We start from the raw sequence: 19,572 nt of genomic DNA on the forward strand, positions 1-19,572 counted from the left end.
CGCCTACCCTTGTCACATGAGCAGCAGCGACCGGAGTCAGGCAGTGGACGTTCAGGAACCCAAGACCTACGAAGTGCGCACTTACGGGTGCCAGATGAACGTGCACGACTCCGAACGGCTCTCCGGGCTCCTCGAGGGCGCCGGCTACGTACGTGCCCCCGAGGGGTCGGACGGCGACGCCGACGTGGTCGTCTTCAACACCTGCGCCGTCCGGGAGAACGCCGACAACCGGCTGTACGGCAACCTCGGCCGCCTCGCCCCGATGAAGTCGAAGCGCCCCGGGATGCAGATCGCCGTCGGTGGCTGCCTGGCCCAGAAGGACCGCGACACCATCGTGAAGAAGGCGCCCTGGGTGGACGTCGTCTTCGGGACGCACAACATCGGCAAGCTGCCGGTCCTCCTGGAGCGCGCCCGCGTCCAGGAAGAGGCCCAGGTCGAGATCGCCGAGTCCCTGGAGGCGTTCCCTTCGACGCTGCCCACTCGGCGTGAGAGCGCGTACGCCGCCTGGGTCTCCATCTCCGTCGGCTGCAACAACACTTGCACCTTCTGCATCGTCCCGGCGCTGCGGGGCAAGGAGAAGGACCGCAGGACGGGCGACATCCTGGCCGAGATCGAGGCGCTGGTCGGCGAGGGCGTCTCCGAGATCACGCTGCTCGGACAGAACGTGAACGCCTACGGGAGCGACATCGGCGACCGCGAGGCCTTCAGCAAGCTGCTGCGGGCCTGCGGGCAGATCGAGGGCCTGGAGCGCGTCCGCTTCACCTCCCCGCACCCGCGCGACTTCACGGACGACGTGATCGCCGCGATGGCGGAGACCCCGAACGTGATGCCGCAGCTGCACATGCCGCTCCAGTCCGGCTCGGACACCGTGCTGAAGGCGATGCGCCGCTCGTACCGCCAGGACCGCTACCTGGGGATCATCGAGAAGGTGCGCGCGGCCATCCCGCACGCCGCGATCACCACCGACATCATCGTGGGCTTCCCCGGCGAGACCGAGGAGGACTTCGAGCAGACCATGCACGTGGTCCGCGAGGCCCGGTTCACCCAGGCGTTCACCTTCCAGTACTCCAAGCGCCCCGGAACGCCGGCGGCCACCATGGAGGGGCAGATCCCCAAGGAGGTCGTCCAGGCGCGCTACGAGCGTCTCGTCGCCCTCCAGGAGGAGATCTCCTGGGACGAGAACAAGAAGCAGGTCGGCCGCACCCTGGAGCTGATGGTCGCCGAGGGCGAGGGCCGCAAGGACGGCGCCACCCACCGGCTCTCCGGCCGCGCCCCCGACAACCGCCTGGTCCACTTCACCAAGCCGGACGAAGAGGTACGCCCCGGCGACGTGGTCACCGTCGAGATCACGTACGCCGCCCCGCACCACCTGCTCGCCGAGGGCCAGGTCCTGAACGTGCGCCGCACGCGCGCGGGGGATGCCTGGGAGAAGCGCAACGCCGCCGAGGCCGCGAAGCCGGCGGGTGTCATGCTCGGGCTGCCGAAGATCGGCGTGCCCGCGCCGCTCCCGGTCGCCACGGGCAGCGGCTGCGGCTGCGACTGAACCGGCCCGACCGGGGCCTGGCCGCCCCCGGTCCGACCGGGCTCAGGTCGACCCCGACCTGATCGGGGTCGGACGCTCCGACTTGAACGGGACGAGCCGACCCCGGCCTGACCGGGGGACTGCCCCGCACCGACCACAGGCGTGGGCGGACGCGAGTCCCGGACCCGCGAGCGGGCTCGTCGGCGAAGGCTCGTCCGGGCTGCATGCGTAGGTACCCCTTCCCGCTGACGGGCTGGAAGGGTACTCGGGGCTGACGACCCACCTAGCGCGTTACGCTGCGGATCATGCTTGTAGCCGCCGCAGTCTGCCCCTGCCCTCCGCTGCTCGTCCCCGCCGTCGCCGCCGGCGCGGCCCCCGAGCTGGACGCCGCGCGCGCCGCGTGCACCGACGCGGTGGGACTGCTGGCCGCTTCCCGTCCCGACCTGCTGGTCGTCGTGGGGCCCGCCGACGAGTCCGGGCGTGGGACGTTCCCGCAAGGGGCACCCGGCTCCTTCCGCGGGTTCGGCGTCGATCTCGACGTGCACCTCGGGGGAGAGGGGCCCGCCCCGGCCGCGGCGGAGCGCGGGCTGCCGCCGTCGCTGGCCGTCGCCGCGTGGCTGCTGGAGCGGACGGACTGGTCCGACGCCCCCGTCGAGGGGCTCGGTGTCGGGGAACCGCTCGCGGCCGAGCGCTGCGTCCGGGCCGGGCAGGCGATCGCCGGACGGGCCGAGCGGGTGGCGCTGCTGGTGATGGGCGACGCCAGCGCGTGCCGGACGCTCAAGGCGCCGGGCTACCTCGACGAACGTGCGGAGGCCTTCGACGCCGAGGCCGCCCGTGCGCTGGGAGCGGCGGACCTCGCCGCACTGAAGGCGCTGGACACCGAGCTGGCGTACGAGCTCAAGGCCTCGGGCAGAGCCGCCTGGCAGGTCCTCGCGGGAGCTGCCGAGGGCGCGGGGCTGGGCGGCGCCCTGCTCTACGACGACGCTCCCTACGGAGTGGGATACCTGGTCGCGGCCTGGTCGTAGCGGACCTGCCGGTGCGCGCGAGCCGACCGGGCGGAGGGCGTGAAAACGGCGGACGGCCGGGAGCCTGGTGTGCTCCGCGGCCGTCCGCCGCTCTGTGTGCTGTTCAGGATGCCGGAGGCGGGGACGGCGCGTCCGGCGGGGGCGTGGGCCCGCCACTGTCCTTGTGCGCGAGTCGGTCCATGGCGCCCTTCGCCTTGTCCGTGCCCGTGTGGATCTTGTCGCTGTACTTGTGCTTGGTCTTCTCGTCGACCACCTTCGCGGCCTTGTCCAGACCGTCGGTGACCTTGCCCCCGTGCTGCTGCGCGAGGTCCGAGACCTTGTCCTTCGCAGGCGCCAGCTTGGACTTCAATGTCTCCAGGAGACTCATGGTTCCCCTTCTCTCGCGGGACAGTTACTTGCGGGCGCCCTCACCGGCCTCGTTGTCCGCGGCCTTGTCGGCCGTCTGCTGCTGAGGAATCTCCACGTCCTCCTCGGCGGCGGTCGCCGCGGTCTTCTCCGCGGTGGCCGGGCCTTTGGTCTCGGACGATGCCGTCGCCTCCTCCGCCGTCTCCGCCTCGGCGGCGGCCCCGCGCGGGCCGGTCTGCACCTCGGCGGTCGACGCCTCCTCCGTGGCCTTCGACTTCCGGAGAAGCCGTGCAAAAACGCCCATATCCACTCCATACGTTACTCGTGAGAGCGAAATCCCGCGTCACCCGGTGCGTCCCATTGCGTCGCCCGGGTCACCGGTCCTCGAAAACCGGCGGCTGGAACCTCGCAACAGGCAACGACGTCGGACCCGTGGCGTCACGTAGCTCGTTCGAGGAGAGCCCGCGAGGTTTGCGAGACTGGGGCGGTGAGTAGCGCATCCCCCGCCCCCAGGGTCATCGCCGTCGTAGGACCGACCGCGGCAGGAAAGTCTGATCTGGGCGTTTTCCTCGCCCGACGCCTCGGAGGCGAGGTCGTCAACGCCGACTCGATGCAGTTGTACCGAGGGATGGACATCGGCACCGCCAAGCTGACGCTCGAGGAGCGCGCAGGCGTCCCGCATCACCTCCTGGACATCTGGGACGTCACGGTCACGGCCAGCGTCGCCGAGTACCAGCGGCTCGCCCGCGCCCGTATCGACGCCCTCCTCGCGGAGGGCCGCTGGCCGATCCTGGTCGGGGGTTCCGGCCTGTACGTCCGCGGAGCGGTCGACAATCTCGAGTTCCCCGGCACCGACCCCGAGGTGCGGGCCCGCCTGGAGGAGGAGCTCGGCCTGCGCGGATCGGGCGCCCTGCACGCCCGTCTGGCCGCGGCCGACCCCGAGGCCGGCCGCGCGATCCTGCCCAGCAACGGCCGGCGTATCGTCCGGGCTCTCGAAGTCATCGAGATCACCGGGAAGCCCTTCACCGCCAACCTGCCGGGGCACGACTCCGTCTACGACACCCTTCAGATCGGCGTCGACGTGGCGCGCCCCGAGCTCGACGACCGCATCGCCCGCCGGGTCGACCGCATGTGGGACGCGGGCCTCGTCGACGAGGTGCGCGCGCTGGAGGCGCAGGGCCTGCGCGAGGGGCGCACGGCGTCGCGTGCGCTCGGATACCAGCAGGTGCTGGCGGCCCTCGCGGGCGAATGCACCGACGAAGAGGCGCGCGCGGAGACCGTGCGCGCCACCAAACGCTTCGCGCGCCGACAGGATTCCTGGTTCCGTCGCGACCCCCGCGTGCACTGGCTCAGCGGCGCTGCGGCGGATCTCACAGAACTCCCGGAACTCGCACTGGCGTTGGTCGAACGACCGGTTACAGCCTGATCACGTCATGGCATCGGGACGCTCCGGCCGTCATCGCGGCCTCCGGCGCCGTGCCATCATCGAGCTTCGATCGACCAGTGAAGTCCGAGTTGGGAGGGCGCGTGGCGATGGAGGCCGGCCCTCGCGACACAGCACGAGACACCGAGCACGGCGCCGATCCGGACGCAGACCGTCCGGGCATCGGCCCCGATGGAGATCGTCTGAGCATCGACCCGGACGGAGACCGTCTGAACCCCGAGCCGGACGTGGAGCGACTGAGCTCCGACGGTCCCGAGGACACCCCGGGCGGTGTGACCGACGACGGTCCCGGGCTCGACGAGATGTCCCCGGGACCCGAGGTCGAGGTCGAGCTGCGCCCGCAGCGCAGGCTGCGCATCTGGCAGCTCGCCCCCATCGTGGGGCTGGCCGCGACCGGGTCGCTGATGTTCGCCTTCCCGCTGGCCTTCGAGTTCGGTGACGGCGGAGCCGTCGTCGCCATGCTCGGCCTGCTGATCTGCTCGTGCGCCGCGGGCTGGGGCATGATGGCCGCCCGCCGCGTCGGCTACACCTGGCCGGGCTTCCCGCCGCGGGGCTCCGGCCGCCGCCCGGACTGGCGCGTGGCGATCGCGTACATGGTGGTCGTCGCCGCGGTGGCGGTGCTCGCCGTGTGGCGCGTGGCGCGGCTGCGCTGATCCCGCCGTCGCCCGTGCCGACGGGCCCCGCGGCGGCGGGAGTGTCGTGCCGACCCCGTACGATCGAGGAATGAGCACGCGGATCGCCTTCCTCAAGGGCCACGGGACCGAGAACGACTTCGTGATCATCCCGGACCCGGAGAACGCCATCGACCTGCCCCCGGCCGTCGTCGCCGCGCTGTGCGACCGGCGCGCGGGCATCGGCGGCGACGGTCTGCTGCACGTCGTCAGGTCCGCCGCGCACCCCGAGGCCAGGTCGATGGCCGCCGAGGCGGAGTGGTTCATGGACTACCGCAATGGCGACGGCTCGACCGTCGAGATGTGCGGCAACGGCGTGCGGGTCTTCGCGCGCTACCTCCAGCGTGCCGGGCACGTGGCCGAGGGGGACATCGCGGTCGCCACGCGCGGGGGCGTGAAGACCGTGCACCTGGCCAAGGACGGGGACGTCACGGTCGGCATGGGCAAGGCACTCCTCCCCGAAGGTGACGTGACCGTCCGGGTCGACGACCGCAGCTGGCCCGCCCGCAACGTGAACATGGGCAATCCGCACGCGGTCGCCTTCGTGGACGACCTCGCGCACGCCGGGAATCTGTTCACGCCCCCGCCGTTCAGCCCGGCGTCGGCCTACCCGGACGGGGTCAATGTCGAGTTCGTGGTCGACCGCGGCCCGCGCCACGTGGCCCTGCGGGTGCACGAGCGCGGCGTCGGGGAGACCCGCTCGTGCGGCACGGGCGCGTGCGCGGTGGCCGTCGCCACGGCGCGCCGCGACGGAGCCGACCCGGCCGTGACGGGCACGCCCGCGACGTACACCGTCGACGTGCCCGGCGGGCGCCTGGTCATCACCGAGCGCCCGGACGGCGAGATCGAGATGACGGGGCCCGCGGTGATCGTCGCCGAGGGCGAGATCGACGCGGAATGGCTGGCCGCCGCGCAGGGCTGAGCCCCCCGCGGCATCCCGTCCGGCAGACCGTCCGGCCTTCAGTCGCACCACACGGCACCGCGGCGCCCTGCGCGCACCGCGACGGGCGTTCCGGCCGGGCGGCACGGTTCCGGTCGGCATCACACGGCACGGCGGCGCGGTCATTGCTCCGGCCCGTTCCGACCAGGGCTGCAAGGGTCCGGCCGGGACCGCACGGCACCGCACCGGACCGGGGCGCTCCGGTCGGGGGTGCCGTTCCCGGCTCCCTCTCCAACCAAAGATCGAAACCGTAAACCCCCAATTCGTCGCTCGAATGGGTGATCCGTTTCACGCTCGGCGAGAGGCGGTCAGTCGAGCGTGATGGGCTCGGTAGCATCAAGCACCGGCCCGGACGGGGGATCGAGGCAATCCCCTGAGCCGTGTTCGCCATGGGGCACCCGTCCGCCGGTCTACGCGGCCGGAGGTGCCCATGAGTGCGGAGGCGACGAATCCCGCGACGCCAGGTCCTGCGACGCCCGCCCCCAAGGTCTCGGCCTCGCTGGAGCAGGCGGTCCCCGCGGCACACCGCAGGAAGGGCCGCCCGCGGATCGACCTGCGCCGCCTCGGCAGGGCCGCGCTGCTGGGCCCGGCGGCCCGCGACCGGCTGCCCGACGCCATCGGCCATGTCGCCGACGCGCACCGCGCCCACCACCCCGACGCGGACCTCGAGCCGCTGCGCCGCGCGTACGTGCTGGCGGAGTCCTCGCACCGGGGCCAGATGCGCAAGAGCGGCGAGCCGTACATCACGCACCCCCTCGCGGTGACCCTGATCCTCGCCGAACTCGGCGCGGAGACCACGACGTTGACCGCCTCCCTGCTCCACGACACCGTCGAGGACACGGAGGTGACGCTCGATCAGGTGCGGGAGGAGTTCGGCGAGGAGGTCCGCTACCTGGTCGACGGCGTCACCAAACTGGAGAAGGTCGACTACGGCGCCGCCGCCGAGCCCGAGACGTTCCGCAAGATGCTCGTCGCCACCGGCAACGACGTCCGCGTGATGTCGATCAAACTCGCCGACCGGCTGCACAACATGAGGACCCTCGGCGTCATGCGCCCCGAGAAACAGGCGCGGATCGCCAAGGTGACCAGGGACGTGCTGATCCCGCTCGCCGAACGGCTCGGCGTCCAGGTGCTGAAGACCGAGCTGGAGGACCTCGTCTTCGCGATCCTGCACCCCGAGGAGTACGAGCGCACCCGGGAGCTGATCGCCGAGAACGCGGCGCGCGCCGGTGACCCGCTCGCGGAGATCGCCGACGAGGTTCGCGCGGTCCTGCGCGACGCGGGCATCCAGGCCGAAGTCCTCGTGAGGCCACGGCACTTCGTCTCCGTGCACCGGGTGTCGCGCAAGCGCGGACCGATGCGCGGCGCCGACTTCGGGCGGCTCCTGGTGCTGGTGAACGAGGACGCGGACTGTTACGGCGTCCTGGGCGAACTGCACACCTGCCTCACCCCGGTCGTCTCGGAGTTCAAGGACTTCATCGCCGTCCCCAAGTTCAACCTCTACCAGTCGCTGCACACGGCGGTGGCGCGCGGGGACGGGGAGGTGGCCGAAGTCCTCATCCGCACCCACCAGATGCACAGGGTCGCCGAGGCCGGAGTCATCGCGCTCGGCAGCCCCTACGCCACGCCGTCGGAGGACCAGGCCGACGGCGACGGCGAACGGTCCGACGGCGAGCGGGCCGACCCGACCCGCCCCGGCTGGCTGTCCCGCCTCCTCGACTGGCAACAGGGCGCCCCGGACCCGGACACCTTCTGGTCCACCCTGCGCGAGGACCTGGCCCAGGACCGCGAGATCACCGCCTTCCGTGCCGACGGCGGCTCGCTGGGTCTCCCCGAGGGGGCCAGCTGCGTGGACGCGGCGTACGCGCAGTACGGCGAGGACGCCCACGCCTGCATCGGCGCCCGCGTCAACGGCCGTCTGGCGACGCTGAGTACGGTCCTCAGGGACGGCGACACCGTGCAGCTCCTCATGGGCCAGGACCCGGCCTCCGAGCCGTCCAGGGAGTGGCTGGATCATGCGCACACGCCCGCCGCGCGGATCGCCATCCAGCGCTGGCTGGCCGCGCACCCCTCGCCCACCGCCGACCCGTCGTCCGAGGACTCCGAGGCGTCCGCCGCCCGCCGCCCGGCCGTCGAGGCCGCCACCGAGCGTCCCGTCCAGGAAGCGCCCGCCGAACGGCCCGCCGCCAGCGCCGTCGTCGACCAGCCGGGCGCGTCCGTACGCCTCGCCGGATGCTGTACGCCCGTACCGCCCGACGAGGTGACCGGCTTCGCCGTGCGCGGGGGAGTGGTGACCGTCCACCGGGTGGAGTGCGCCGGGGTGTCGCGTATGAAGAGCGGGGGGCGCGCGGAGATCGGTGTGCGCTGGGGGGACACCACCGAATGCCGCGTCACCCTGGTCGCCGAGTCCTTCGGCCGGCCCCATCTGCTCGCCGACCTCACCGAGGCCATCGCCTTGGAGGGCGTCGCCATCGTCTCGGCCACCGTCGAACCCCCCAGCCAGCAGCGCGTGCGCCACACGTACACGCTGCAACTTCCGGACGCGGCGCGCCTGCCCCGCCTGATGCGGGCCATGCGGAACGTGCCGGGGGTGTACGACGTGAGCCGCGCGCAGCACCAGGCGGCGGCCCCGCAATAGGCCGCCGCGCCGACCCGTTCGGGTGGGCCGGGCGCGCGCCGTCACCGTGTGGCGCGTGGGCGCTGGTAGCGGTGTTTCATGCTGCGCAACATCCGCCCCAGGATTCCCCGTCCCCCGACCCGCCGCATCAGGGCCGCCCTGCTCGCCTCGGCCGTCTCCGTCTGCCTGATCGCCGCGAGCGCCCCCTCGCCGGCCACCCCCCTCGGGATCGGCGACCGCCTCTTCCCGCACCTGGGCAACCCGGGATACGACGTCCAGTCGTACGACCTCGCGTTCACCTATCCCGGAGCCAACGACAAGCCGCTCGCGGCCGTCACCACCATCGACGCCCTCACGTTCTCCCGGCTGGAGCGCATCAACCTCGACTACGCCCACGGCAAGGTGCAGTCGGTCGAGGTCAACGGACAGCGCGCGGCATTCACCAGCGCCGGGCAGGACCTGGTCGTCACGCCCGCGAAGCCGCTGCCGCTGGGCAGCCGGATGCACGTCGTCGTGCACCACACGAGCGACCCGGTCACCGCCGAGGACCAGGACGGCGGCTGGGTCCGCACCAAGGACGGGCTCGCCATGGCCAACCAGGCCGACGCCGCGCACCTAGTCTTCCCGTGCAACGACCACCCCTCCGACAAGGCGATGTTCACCTTCCACGTCACGGCGCCCGACGGGTACACGGCCGTGGCGAACGGACTGCCGGCGGGAGCCGACCGCTCCCGCCGGTCCACCACCTGGACGTACCGCACCCGGCACCCCATGGCCACCGAGCTGGCGCAGGTCTCCATCGGCCGGTCCTCCGTGCTGCACCGGAGCGGGCCGCACGGTCTGCCCGTACGGGACGTCGTGCCCACCAAGGACGCCAAGAAGCTCGAACCCTGGCTGAAGAAGACCCCCGACCAGATCGCCTGGATGGAGGGCAAGGTCGGCCGGTACCCCTTCGAGACGTACGGGCTGCTCCTGGCCGAGGTCCAGACCGGCTTCGAGCTGGAGACGCAGACGCTCTCCCTGTTCGAGAAGGAGCTGTTCACGGAGCCCGCGTACCCGAAGTGGTACATCGAGTCGATCATGGTGCACGAGCTGTCGCATCAGTGGTTCGGCGACAGCGTCAGCCCGCGCGCCTGGTCCGACCTGTGGCTCAACGAGGGTCACGCCACCTGGTACGAGGCCCTGTACGCGGAGGAGAAGGCGCACAAGCCGATGGAGGAGCGGATGCGGGCGGCGTACCGCGCGTCCGACTCCTGGCGCGCCGCCGGCGGCCCGCCCGCGGCACCCAAGGAGCCCGCCCCCGGCCAGAAGATCAGCATCTTCCGGCCGAGCGTCTACGACGGAGCGGCGCTCGTCCTGTACGCGCTGCGTCAGAAGATCGGGCGCTCCGCCTTCGAGCGCCTGGAGCGGACCTGGGTGAGCGCCCACCGCGACGACGTCGCCTCGACGGACGACTTCGTGACCCTCGCGACCGCCGTCGCCGGCCGTGACCTGAGCGGGTTCTTCGAAGCATGGCTGTACGACACGAAGACACCGCCGATGCCGGGGCACGAGGACTGGAAGAGCGACCCGCCGAAGGCGCGCAAGGGTGCCTGACAACTCGCGTGACGAGACGTGCCGTGCCGTGCGACCATCTTCGAGTCGCCGGCCCGGCCCCTCAGGGGTTCGCCCGGCGGATTCCGGGAATCTCCCGGTGGCCGGGGACGTTCTCCTCTATGACGGACGACGTCCGCCGAACAAGTGTTCCCATCGACGTAAGGATCCAATGACCTCCTCTTCTTCCCCTTCCCAGGACGCGCAGAGCTTCGCGCAGAACTACCCCGAAGGTCTTCGGGCCGATGCCCTGATGGAAGAGGACGTCGCCTGGAGCCACGAGATCGACGGAGAGCGGGACGGCGAGCAGTTCGACCGCTCCGAGCGCGCGGCACTGCGCCGCGTGGCGGGCCTCTCCACCGAGCTGGAGGACGTCACCGAGGTCGAGTACCGGCAGCTCCGCCTGGAGCGGGTCGTACTCGTCGGTGTCTGGACCACGGGGACCATTCAGGACGCGGACAACTCACTCGCCGAGCTGGCCGCCCTCGCGGAGACCGCGGGAGCGCTCGTGCTCGACGGCGTCGTCCAGCGCCGCGACAAGCCCGACGCGGCCACGTACATCGGTTCCGGCAAGGCCTACGAGCTGCGCGACATCGTCCTGGAGACCGGTGCCGACACCGTGATCTGCGACGGTGAGCTGAGCCCCGGCCAGCTGATCCACCTCGAGGACGTCGTCAAGGTCAAGGTCATCGACCGTACGGCCCTGATCCTCGACATCTTCGCCCAGCACGCCAAGTCCCGAGAGGGCAAGGCGCAGGTCGCGCTCGCGCAGATGCAGTACATGCTGCCGCGACTGCGAGGCTGGGGTCAGTCGCTGTCCCGTCAGATGGGCGGCGGCAAGGGCGGCGGCCTCGCCACCCGTGGTCCCGGTGAGACCAAGATCGAGACGGACCGGCGCCGTATCCGCGAGAAGATGGCGAAGATGCGCCGGGAGATCGCGGACATGAAGACCGGCCGCGAGATCAAGCGTCAGGAGCGCCGCCGCAACAAGGTGCCCTCCGTGGCCATCGCCGGCTACACCAACGCGGGCAAGTCCTCCCTGCTCAACCGCCTCACCGGCGCGGGCGTCCTGGTCGAGAACGCGCTGTTCGCGACCCTGGACCCGACCGTGCGCCGGGCGGAGACCCCGAGCGGCCGGCTGTACACGCTGGCCGACACGGTCGGCTTCGTACGGCATCTGCCGCACCACCTGGTCGAGGCGTTCCGCTCCACCATGGAGGAGGTCGGCGACTCCGACCTGATCCTGCACGTGGTGGACGGTTCGCACCCGGCGCCGGAGGAGCAGCTGGCCGCCGTGCGCGAGGTCATCCGCGACGTCGGCGCCACCCATGTGCCGGAGATCGTGGTGATCAACAAGGCGGACGCGGCGGACCCGCTGGTGCTCCAGCGGCTGATGCGGATCGAGAAGCGCTCCATCGCGGTCTCGGCCCGCACCGGTCAGGGCATCGACGAACTGCTCGCGCTCATCGACAACGATCTGCCGCGCCCCTCGGTCGAGATCGAGGTGCTCGTGCCGTACACGCACGGCAAGCTGGTCGCCCGCGCGCACACCGAGGGCGAGGTGATCTCCGAGGAGCACACCCCGGAGGGCACGCTGCTCAAGGCGCGCGTGCACGAGGAACTGGCGGCGGACCTCGCGCCGTACGTTCCGGCACCGGCGCTGTAGTCGCACTCCGGGCTCCGCGGCGCCGGAGACCGACGAGCAAGAAGGCCCGCCTCCTCTCGCAGGGGGCGGGCCTTCGTCGTTCCAGGTGTGTGCGGTGACGGTGCGGTGCCTACCGGCGTCGCGTGCGACGGCGTTGCACCGGGCTGTGTGCCGCGGCGTTCCGCCGGCGCCGCACGCGACGGTGCCTACTGGCCGCCGTACTCCTCGCTCATGCTCCGGTAGAGAGCCTCGGCGCCCTTGCCGAGCTGCGGGCCCGCCAGCCAGGTGTTGTCGGACGGGCCGATCGACGTGTTGGAGACGAGCCTCGTCTCTCCGTCGACCACGCGGAACCAGCCGCCTCCGGAGGAACCGCCGGTCATCGTGCACCCGATCCGGTACATCGTCGGGAGCGCGGGGTCGAGCGAGAGGCGGCCCGGCCGGTCGACGCACTTGAACATGTCGAGACCGTTGTACGGCGGTGCGGCCGGATAGCCCCAGGCCCCCATCGCGTCGACGTCCTGGGCGGACGGCGCCGAGAAGTCCACCGCCAGAGCGTTGCCGACGGTCTCCTCCAGGGACTTGCCGCCCTGCTCCGGCTTCACATGCAGCACGGCGTAGTCGTACGGCGCGCCGGCGCCGCCGGTCTCGTCACCGCCCGAGATCCACTCGTTCGACGTGGAGGCCCAGTCCGCCCACCACTGGCCGTAGGGCGCGATCTCCGACGCCGTGGCGCTGCCCAGCTCGGACTCGGACTTGCCCTGGTCGTTGTACGAGGGCACGAAGGCGATGTTGCGGTACCAGCCGCCGCTGCCGCCTGCGTGCACGCAGTGCCCGGCGGTCCACACGAGATTGGACTTGCCGGGGTGGTTCACGTCCTTGATGACCGTGCCCGAGCAGACCATCGAGCCCTCGGGGGAGTCGAAGAACACCTTGCCGACCGGGGCGGCGTACTCGTGGTACGGGGTCTTCTCGGCCTTGGCGTCGACGGGCGCCGGGTCGGGGTCGCTGACGCCCTGGTCGGCGGCCGCGTCCTTCGCGGAGATCGTCTTGTCGGGATCCTTGGCCGACTTCATCCGCTCGGGCTTCCACAGCCCGTCGATCACCGGGTTGACGAAGTCCTTGGCCTCACTGAGCCACTTGTCCTTGTCCCAGTTCTTCCAGCCGCCGTTCTCCCACTGGCCGACATCGATGCCGTGCTCCTTGAGCCGGTCCTTGATGTCCCCCGGGATCTTGATCTTGTCGTCGCCGCCCTGACTGACGGGCGTGCTCGGCTTGTCGCTCGCCTTGTCGTCACCGGAGTCGCAGGCGGTGGCGGTGAGCGCCAGGGCCGCGACGAGTCCGGTGGCGGCGAACAGGCGCCCTCGCCGGTGAGTGGAAAGCATGGTGCTGAAACCCCCGTTGGAGCTGATGTGTCATGTGCTGGTCAGGCGTGGGGTGGCCGTGCACGTAACCTGCCCGGACGCGACACCCCACTGTGCCCGTGCGGCCTGGGACGAACGGCGGTGAGCGGGTGAAGTTCCCGTGAGTCGGCCCACCGCCGTCCGTCCGAGTGCCGCTACGTCCTTCGCGTCACTGCCCGGCGAACTTCTTGCTCACCGAGTCGTACACACCCTTGGCCACGCTGCCCAGGCGCGGGCCCGCCAGCCAGCCGAACTTGACCGGGCCGATCGAGGTGTTGGACACCAGCGCCGGCTTGCCGTCCGATCCCGCGGCCACCCAGCCGCCGCCGGACGAGCCACCCGTCATGGTGCAGCCGATGCGGTACATCGTCGGGTCGGCCTGCGCGACCGACAGCCGCCCCGGCTTGTCCGTGCACTGGAACAGCTTCTGACCGTCGAACGGCGCCGCCGCCGGGTAGCCCGTCGCCGTGATGCTCGACACCTTCGGCACGGCCGGAGCGTTGAAGTTCACCGGAAGCGCGGAACCGACGGTCTCCTCGAGGGACTTGCCGTCGCTGCCCTTCTCCGGCGTCACATGCAGCACGGCGAAGTCGTACGGGGCACCCTGGCCGCCCGTGGAGCCACCCTGTTCGATCCACTGGTCCGAGGTCTGCGCCCAGTCGCTCCACCACACGCCGTACGGCGCGACCTGCTGCCGGCCGGCCTTCTCCAGCTGCGCGGAGGTCATCCCCGAGTCGTTGTACGAGGGCACGAAGGCGATGTTGCGGTACCAGCCGCCCTTCTTGCCGGCGTGCACGCAGTGGCCCGCGGTCCACACGAGATTGGACTTGCCCGGGTGCGCCGGGTCCTCGACCACCGTCGCCGAGCAGACCATCGTGCCCTCGGGGGCGTCGAAGAACACCTTGCCGGCCACCGGCACGCTGCCGTGGTACGCGGGCTTCACGGCCTGCGCCGTCACGGGAGCCGGGGTCGGGTCGGTGACACCCTGGTCGCCGGAGAGGTCGCTGTCGTCGACGCCCTTGTCCTTGTCGGGGTCGTCGGCACCACGCATCCGGTCCGGGTCCCACAGACCCTTGATGATCGGGTTGATGAAGTCGTCCGCCTCGCGCAGCCAGTCGTCCTTGTCCCAGTTCCTCCAGGCCCCGTTCTTCCACTTGTCGACATCGATGCCGTGCTCTTTGAGCTTGTTCTTGATGTCGTCCGGAATCTTGATCTTGTCGTCGCCGCCCTGGGTCGCGGCCGCGCTGGGCTCGCCACCTGCCTTGTCGTCCCCCGAGTTGCAGGCGGTGGCGGTCAGTGCCAGCGCCGCGGTGAGGCCGATCGCGGCCAGCACGGGGGAGGTTCTGCGGCGCGCGCCCCTCCCTCGACGGGCGGCGAAGGGCGGACGTATGGATCGCATGGTGTAACTCCCCCTGGACGTCAGAGAACTGTGCGCTGCTGGTGCGTACGTCGTCGTGTCCGTCGTACGCGTGCGTACGTGCGGCTTCGTACGGATCGGCCGAACCGGACCCCCGGTTCGGGACCTCGGGGAGCCGATCGACCTTGATCGTTCGACAAGGCCGAACGGCACCACACCTTATGCGGTCGCCGTGGGGGACATCCGACGGAACGGCAACGGTTCCGTCACGGCAAGGATCTTCGACTCACCCGCTTCCCCGGACGCGCCGCGTCGTTGATACGTACGGGGGGCCTGCCGCCTGTGTTCAGAACCCCTCGCCAACTCGCCTGTGGACAGCGGGAGGACCTGTACCAGTGGCCGTGACCGAGTCTGCGGTGGTGCCGGTGGGAGCGACTGGGCCGTCCGGGGGGAAGCGGGTCGCTGTGCCCGGAACCCCCGACACGGCGCCCGAAGCTGTTCCCGGAGCGTCCGAGGGGGCGCGCGCGGCGCACGAGGGGATTCTGCGGCGCCAATCGGCGCGCGAGTCGGCGGCCCGCACCTATGCGCGTGCCTTGCCGATCGTTCCCGTGAGGGCGCGAGGCCTGACCATCGAAGGCGCCGACGGACGCCGGTACCTCGACTGCCTCTCCGGCGCGGGCACCCTGGCCCTGGGGCACAACCATCCGGTGGTCCTGGAGGCGATCAGAAGGGTCCTCGACTCAGGCGCCCCGCTGCACGTTCTCGACCTCGCCACCCCGGTGAAGGACGCGTTCACCACGGAGCTGTTCCGCACACTGCCCCGCGAGTTCGCCGACCGTGCCCGGGTGCAGTTCTGCGGTCCGGCCGGGACGGACGCGGTCGAGGCGGCCTTCAAACTGGTGCGCACGGCGACCGGCCGCGCAGGCATGCTCGCCTTCACCGGCGCCTACCACGGGATGACCGCGGGGGCGCTCGAAGCATCCGGGGGCGCGACCGACGTACGTGTCGCACGCCTGCCGTATCCGCAGGACTACCGCTGCCCGTTCGGCGTCGGCGGCGATCACGGTGCCGAACTCGCCGCACGCTGGACCGAGTCCGTGCTCGACGACTCCAAGTCGGGTGTACCGCAGCCCGCCGGGATGATCCTCGAACCCGTCCAGGGCGAGGGCGGGGTGATTCCCGCGCCCGACGGCTGGATGCGGCGAATGCGCGAGATCACGGCGGCACGGTCCATCCCCCTGATCGCTGACGAGGTCCAGACCGGCGTGGGCCGCACCGGTACCTTCTGGGCCGTGGAGCACAGCGGGATCACGCCCGACGTGATGGTCCTGTCCAAGGCAATCGGTGGCAGCCTGCCGCTGGCCGTCATCGTCTACCGCGACGACCTCGACGTCTGGCAACCGGGCGCCCACGCCGGCACGTTCCGCGGCAACCAACTGGCCATGGCCGCGGGTGCAGCGACCCTCGCCCACGTCCGCGAGAACGGTCTCGCCGAGCGCGCGGGCACCGTGGGAGCCCAGATGCTGGCCCAACTGCGCGTGCTCGCCGACGAGTTCCCCTGCGTCGGCGATGTGCGCGGCCGGGGCCTGATGGTCGGCGTCGAACTCGTGCACCCCGATGCGGCCCCGGACACCGCAGGAGGCCCCCGGCCCGCCGCACCCGAACTCGCCGCCGCCGTCCAGCGGGAGTGTCTGCGCCGAGGGCTCATCGTCGAGCTGGGCGGTCGCCACTCCAGCGTGGTGCGGCTCCTTCCTCCCCTCACCATCAGCGACGAACAGGCCACCGCGGTCCTCGACCGGCTCGCCGACGCCGTGGCGGCCGTCGCGCGAGGGGACCAGGGGCAGGGTGCGGCCCGCGCACCCATCGGTGGTCCCCGAGACGAGGAGGGACCACCCGGCGACGCATGCGGTCCGCCGGGCGTGTGCCCGCCACGCACAGTGGGCACGCCGCGCGACGAGGGCGTGGGGCGGTGGCGGAGCCCATAGTGGGCGGGGGCTGCGGGCAGCGCTCGGTGGGGCCGGGACCGGGGCGCGGGAGCGGGCGGTGCGTCCGGTGCGGCCGGAGCATGCGGCGGGCGCGGCCGGGCCGGTCGAAGTCGCAGAGCCTGCCGACTCGGCAGAATCCGACGAGTCGGCAGCGTCCGACGAATCGGCAGAGCAGGCCGGGAAGCCCGTCCCACGCTGACGCGGTTCGCCCGTCCTGCCTCGACGCCGTCCGCCCGTTTCGCTCCTGCCTGGGTCGCCCGGCCCGCCCGCCCGTGGGGTGCGTGTCCCGCCACGGCGTGGGGTGCGCGTCCCGGCCGGTCGCCGGGGGTTCGGTCGAGTCGGCGCTGGGGCACGCGCTCCGGTCGGTCGGCGAGGTGTCCGCGGTGCGTCGGGCGAAGCGGGGTGGGACGGCAGTGGGGCAGGGGCCGCGCCCGGCGTCCGAGCTCGGGGGCCGAGCACGAAGGCCGAGTGCCCTCACGCGTCCGGGCGCCGGCCCGAGGCCATCACCAGCGCGCGCGGAGCGACCCGGCCGGCCTGAACGTCCCGCCCGGCCTGAACGACCAGCCCGAGCGGGGCGACCAGCCCGGCCTGAACGACTGGCCCGCCGTGCACGGCGACGGGTCCCTGCAGGGCGACCGGCCCGTGCAGGACGACCAGGGCGACCGGAGCGCCTGCCTGAGCCTGACCGCCGGCCCAGCCCGGACCACCGGCCCGTCCCGGAAGAGCCGGCCCCGTCCGAACCGACCAGGAATGCCGAAGGCCCACCTACCCGTAACGACCGACTCGTCGCCGCACGAGTCCGAACGACCCCACAAGGACTCCCGTGAACGCCACCCCCGCACCAGACGGCCGCCCCGACAGCAACCAGCGCGCGGTCCGCGGCACACAGACCCCGCCGATGGCGGGAGCCGAAACGGTGCCCCGGCAGAAGGAGGGCGTCAGGGTGTCCGAGCGTCTGCGTGGCGCCACCGCCGATCTGCTGGAACACCCTGACGCGCAGACCGCTGCCCAGGCCGCGGCGGTCGAGAACCTGCTGCGCTGCTGGGTGCGGGAGAACGACTTGGCCGCCCCGGACGACGGCACGCTCCGCATCCCCCTCCCTGCCAGCGGCACGAGCCTCCTGGTCCCCGTGCACTACTGGTCGGCCACGGGCTGGCACCGCTTCGGCCTGCCCTGTCTCGCCGACGCCCCCGAGGGGGCACCGCCCGCGGACGCGATGACCGTGGCCGCCCTGATCACCCGCGAAACGGCCACGGCAGCCGGGCCGGTCGACGGAACCGGAGCAGCCCGGGGAGCGGAAGGAGAAGGAGCCGGAGGAGCCGGGAGAGCCGAGGGAACCGGAACAGCTGGGCGAGCCGAGGGAACCGGAGCAGCCCGGGGAGCGGAAGGAGAAGGAGCCGGAGGAGCCGGGAGAGCCGAGGGAACCGGAACAGCTGGGCGAGCCGAGGGAACCAGGGCAGCCGACGCAACCGGAGCAGCCGGGGAGCCCGGGCCCGGTACCCGTGCGGAATACGGCGTCGGCCTCGCGGGAGCCGACCTCGTCGGCCGCGTCGCCGACTCCGTGCACCGCACCGCCGCCTTCATCAGCGACCGCAGACAGCGGCCCACGGACGCGCCCCACCTCTTCCTCGCCGCGGAGCAGGCGCTCCTGCTCGGTCATCCGCTGCACCCCACCCCGAAGGGCCGCGAAGGGCTGTCCGAGGCCGAGGCCCGGCTCTACTCGCCCGAACTGCGCGGCTCCTTCCCCCTGCACTGGATGGCGATCGCCCCCTCCGTGCTCGCAACCGACTCGGCATGGACGGAGCGCGGCCGCCCCGTCTCCGCGGAGCAGCTCACCCTGCGGCTGGCGGGCGCGGAACTCCCGCTGCCCGCCGGGTACACCGCCGCCCTGCCTCTGCACCCCTGGCAGATGCGCGAGGTCCGGCACCGGCGCGAGACCGCCGAACTGATGGACGCCGGCCTGCTCAAGGACCTCGGCGCGCAGGGCGCCCCGTGGCACCCCACCTCCTCGGTCCGCACCGTCCACCGTTCCGACGCCCCGGCCATGCTCAAGCTGTCCCTGGGCCTGCGCATCACCAACTCCCGCCGTGAGAACCTCCGCAAGGAGCTCCACCGCGGAGTGGAGGTCCACCGCCTGCTGCGCGGCGGTCTGTCCGAGCAGTGGCAGGCCGCACACCCCGGCTTCGACATCGTGCGGGACCCGGCCTGGCTCGCCGTCGACAGCCCGGACGGCAGCCCGTTGCCGGGGCTCGACGTCGTGATCCGCCACAACCCCTTCAGCCCTACGGACGACGCCGGCTGCATCGCCGGGCTGGTGTCACCCCGGCCGGCCGGCCTGCCCGGCAGCGGCAGGGCGCTCGCTGACCGGCCCCCGATGCGGTCCAGGCTCACCGAGATCATCACCGGGCTCGCCGGGCGCACCGGTCGTCCCCGCGGCGCCGTCGCCACCGAGTGGTTCCTGCGCTATCTGCACCACGTCGTACGCCCCGTGCTCTGGCTGGACAGCGAGGCGGGCATCGCCCTGGAGGCGCACCAGCAGAACACGCTGCTCCTCCTCGACCCCGAAGGCTGGCCGCGGGGCGGCCGTTACCGCGACAACCAGGGCTACTACTTCCGCGAGTCCCGGCGCGCGGAGCTCGACGCGAGGCTGCCCGGCATCGGCACCCACAGCGACACCTTCGTCTCCGACGAGGTCACCGACGAACGCTTCGCCTACTACCTCGGCATCAACAACGTGTTCGGTCTCATCGGAGCGTTCGGGTCCCAGCACCTCGCCGACGAGGGGTTGTTGCTCGCCGCCTTCCGCCGATTCCTCGCCGACGTGGCCACCGGACCCGCCCGTCTGCGCACCCCCCTTCCCGCCCGGCTGCTCGAATCACCGGTCCTGCGCTGCAAGGCCAACCTGCTGACCCGACTGCACGGCCTCGACGAGCTCGTCGGGCCCGTCGACACCCAGTCCGTGTACGTCACCATCTCCAACCCCCTTCATTCCTGAGGAACATGCCCCACCCCGTCTCCTGAGAGGAGC

At 71.9% G+C, this 19,572-nt stretch carries 14 protein-coding genes; 10 read left to right on the forward strand and 4 right to left on the reverse strand.

Features of this window, described 5'->3' with window-relative positions:
• The first annotated feature begins 16 nt into the window (after positions 1–16).
• Together miaB and ACZ4IF_RS11995 are read left to right on the forward strand one after the other, a co-directional pair.
• Entirely contained in the window at positions 17–1,543 is a 1,527-nt protein-coding gene (gene miaB / locus ACZ4IF_RS11990; protein ID WP_432174420.1) for a tRNA (N6-isopentenyl adenosine(37)-C2)-methylthiotransferase MiaB, read from the forward strand.
• Between the two features lie 284 nt (positions 1,544–1,827).
• A complete protein-coding gene (locus ACZ4IF_RS11995) occupies positions 1,828–2,547 on the forward strand; it encodes a class III extradiol dioxygenase subunit B-like domain-containing protein (RefSeq protein ID WP_467561859.1) in 720 nt (239 codons plus the stop codon).
• A gap of 103 nt (positions 2,548–2,650) precedes the next feature.
• On the opposite strand, the gene ACZ4IF_RS12000 is transcribed toward ACZ4IF_RS11995, so the two are convergent.
• Both ACZ4IF_RS12000 and ACZ4IF_RS12005 read right to left on the reverse strand, forming a co-directional pair.
• Positions 2,651–2,914 (reverse strand): antitoxin, encoded by a 264-nt coding sequence (locus ACZ4IF_RS12000; protein ID WP_028802327.1) that lies wholly within the window; start codon positions 2,912–2,914, stop codon positions 2,651–2,653.
• Positions 2,915–2,938: 24 nt separating this feature from the next.
• A complete protein-coding gene (locus ACZ4IF_RS12005) occupies positions 2,939–3,196 on the reverse strand; it encodes a hypothetical protein (protein WP_467561861.1) in 258 nt (85 codons plus the stop codon).
• Positions 3,197–3,379: 183 nt separating this feature from the next.
• On the opposite strand from ACZ4IF_RS12005, the gene miaA reads away from it, so the two are divergent.
• The 6 genes from miaA to hflX all read left to right on the forward strand — a co-directional run bounded on the left by miaA (position 3,380) and on the right by hflX (position 11,823).
• Complete coding sequence (gene miaA / locus ACZ4IF_RS12010; protein WP_467561863.1) at positions 3,380–4,318, forward strand: tRNA (adenosine(37)-N6)-dimethylallyltransferase MiaA; 939 nt, start codon at positions 3,380–3,382, stop codon at positions 4,316–4,318.
• 107 nt (positions 4,319–4,425) lie between these two features.
• Positions 4,426–4,989: a hypothetical protein gene (locus ACZ4IF_RS12015; RefSeq protein ID WP_467562331.1), complete on the forward strand. Its 564-nt coding sequence runs from the start codon at positions 4,426–4,428 to the stop codon at positions 4,987–4,989.
• A 70-nt stretch (positions 4,990–5,059) separates the two neighbouring features.
• The gene (dapF, locus tag ACZ4IF_RS12020) at positions 5,060–5,929 is read left to right on the forward strand and encodes a diaminopimelate epimerase (protein ID WP_467561865.1); all 870 of its coding nucleotides are present in this window, start codon (positions 5,060–5,062) and stop codon (positions 5,927–5,929) included.
• A gap of 448 nt (positions 5,930–6,377) precedes the next feature.
• Positions 6,378–8,585, forward strand: coding sequence for a RelA/SpoT family protein (locus tag ACZ4IF_RS12025; protein WP_467561867.1), 2,208 nt, complete (start codon positions 6,378–6,380; stop codon positions 8,583–8,585).
• A gap of 78 nt (positions 8,586–8,663) precedes the next feature.
• On the forward strand, positions 8,664–10,160 hold the full coding sequence (locus tag ACZ4IF_RS12030) for a M1 family metallopeptidase (protein WP_467561869.1): 1,497 nt from the start codon (positions 8,664–8,666) through the stop codon (positions 10,158–10,160).
• Between the two features lie 169 nt (positions 10,161–10,329).
• On the forward strand, positions 10,330–11,823 hold the full coding sequence (gene hflX, locus ACZ4IF_RS12035) for a GTPase HflX (protein ID WP_345656110.1): 1,494 nt from the start codon (positions 10,330–10,332) through the stop codon (positions 11,821–11,823).
• 185 nt (positions 11,824–12,008) lie between these two features.
• Here hflX and ACZ4IF_RS12040 read toward each other — a convergent pair whose 3' ends face one another.
• Together ACZ4IF_RS12040 and ACZ4IF_RS12045 are read right to left on the reverse strand one after the other, a co-directional pair.
• A complete protein-coding gene (locus ACZ4IF_RS12040) occupies positions 12,009–13,184 on the reverse strand; it encodes a trypsin-like serine peptidase (protein ID WP_467561872.1) in 1,176 nt (391 codons plus the stop codon).
• Positions 13,185–13,371: 187 nt separating this feature from the next.
• Positions 13,372–14,601, reverse strand: a complete 1,230-nt coding sequence (locus ACZ4IF_RS12045; RefSeq protein ID WP_467561874.1) for a trypsin-like serine peptidase — start codon at positions 14,599–14,601, stop codon at positions 13,372–13,374.
• A gap of 422 nt (positions 14,602–15,023) precedes the next feature.
• Between ACZ4IF_RS12045 and ACZ4IF_RS12050 the strand changes: the two genes are divergently transcribed.
• Entirely contained in the window at positions 15,024–16,544 is a 1,521-nt protein-coding gene (locus tag ACZ4IF_RS12050; protein ID WP_467561876.1) for a diaminobutyrate--2-oxoglutarate transaminase family protein, read from the forward strand.
• Positions 16,545–17,367: 823 nt separating this feature from the next.
• Positions 17,368–19,539 (forward strand): IucA/IucC family protein, encoded by a 2,172-nt coding sequence (locus ACZ4IF_RS12055; RefSeq protein WP_467561878.1) that lies wholly within the window; start codon positions 17,368–17,370, stop codon positions 19,537–19,539.
• Positions 19,540–19,572 lie beyond the last annotated feature (33 nt).

Source organism: Streptomyces sp. NPDC025784, assembly GCF_055558435.1.

Excerpts from the sequence above, each read along its gene's own strand:
- miaB (WP_432174420.1), top strand. The coding sequence starts at position 17 with ATGAGCAGCAGCGACCGGAGTCAGGCAGTGGACGTTCAGGAACCCAAG.
- ACZ4IF_RS11995 (WP_467561859.1), top strand. The coding sequence starts at position 1,828 with ATGCTTGTAGCCGCCGCAGTCTGCCCCTGCCCTCCGCTGCTCGTCCCC.
- ACZ4IF_RS12000 (WP_028802327.1), bottom strand. The coding sequence starts at position 2,914 with ATGAGTCTCCTGGAGACATTGAAGTCCAAGCTGGCGCCTGCGAAGGAC.
- ACZ4IF_RS12005 (WP_467561861.1), bottom strand. The coding sequence starts at position 3,196 with ATGGGCGTTTTTGCACGGCTTCTCCGGAAGTCGAAGGCCACGGAGGAG.
- ACZ4IF_RS12015 (WP_467562331.1), top strand. The coding sequence starts at position 4,426 with ATGGAGGCCGGCCCTCGCGACACAGCACGAGACACCGAGCACGGCGCC.
- dapF (WP_467561865.1), top strand. The coding sequence starts at position 5,060 with ATGAGCACGCGGATCGCCTTCCTCAAGGGCCACGGGACCGAGAACGAC.
- ACZ4IF_RS12025 (WP_467561867.1), top strand. The coding sequence starts at position 6,378 with ATGAGTGCGGAGGCGACGAATCCCGCGACGCCAGGTCCTGCGACGCCC.
- ACZ4IF_RS12030 (WP_467561869.1), top strand. The coding sequence starts at position 8,664 with ATGCTGCGCAACATCCGCCCCAGGATTCCCCGTCCCCCGACCCGCCGC.
- hflX (WP_345656110.1), top strand. The coding sequence starts at position 10,330 with ATGACCTCCTCTTCTTCCCCTTCCCAGGACGCGCAGAGCTTCGCGCAG.
- ACZ4IF_RS12040 (WP_467561872.1), bottom strand. The coding sequence starts at position 13,184 with ATGCTTTCCACTCACCGGCGAGGGCGCCTGTTCGCCGCCACCGGACTC.
- ACZ4IF_RS12045 (WP_467561874.1), bottom strand. The coding sequence starts at position 14,601 with ATGCGATCCATACGTCCGCCCTTCGCCGCCCGTCGAGGGAGGGGCGCG.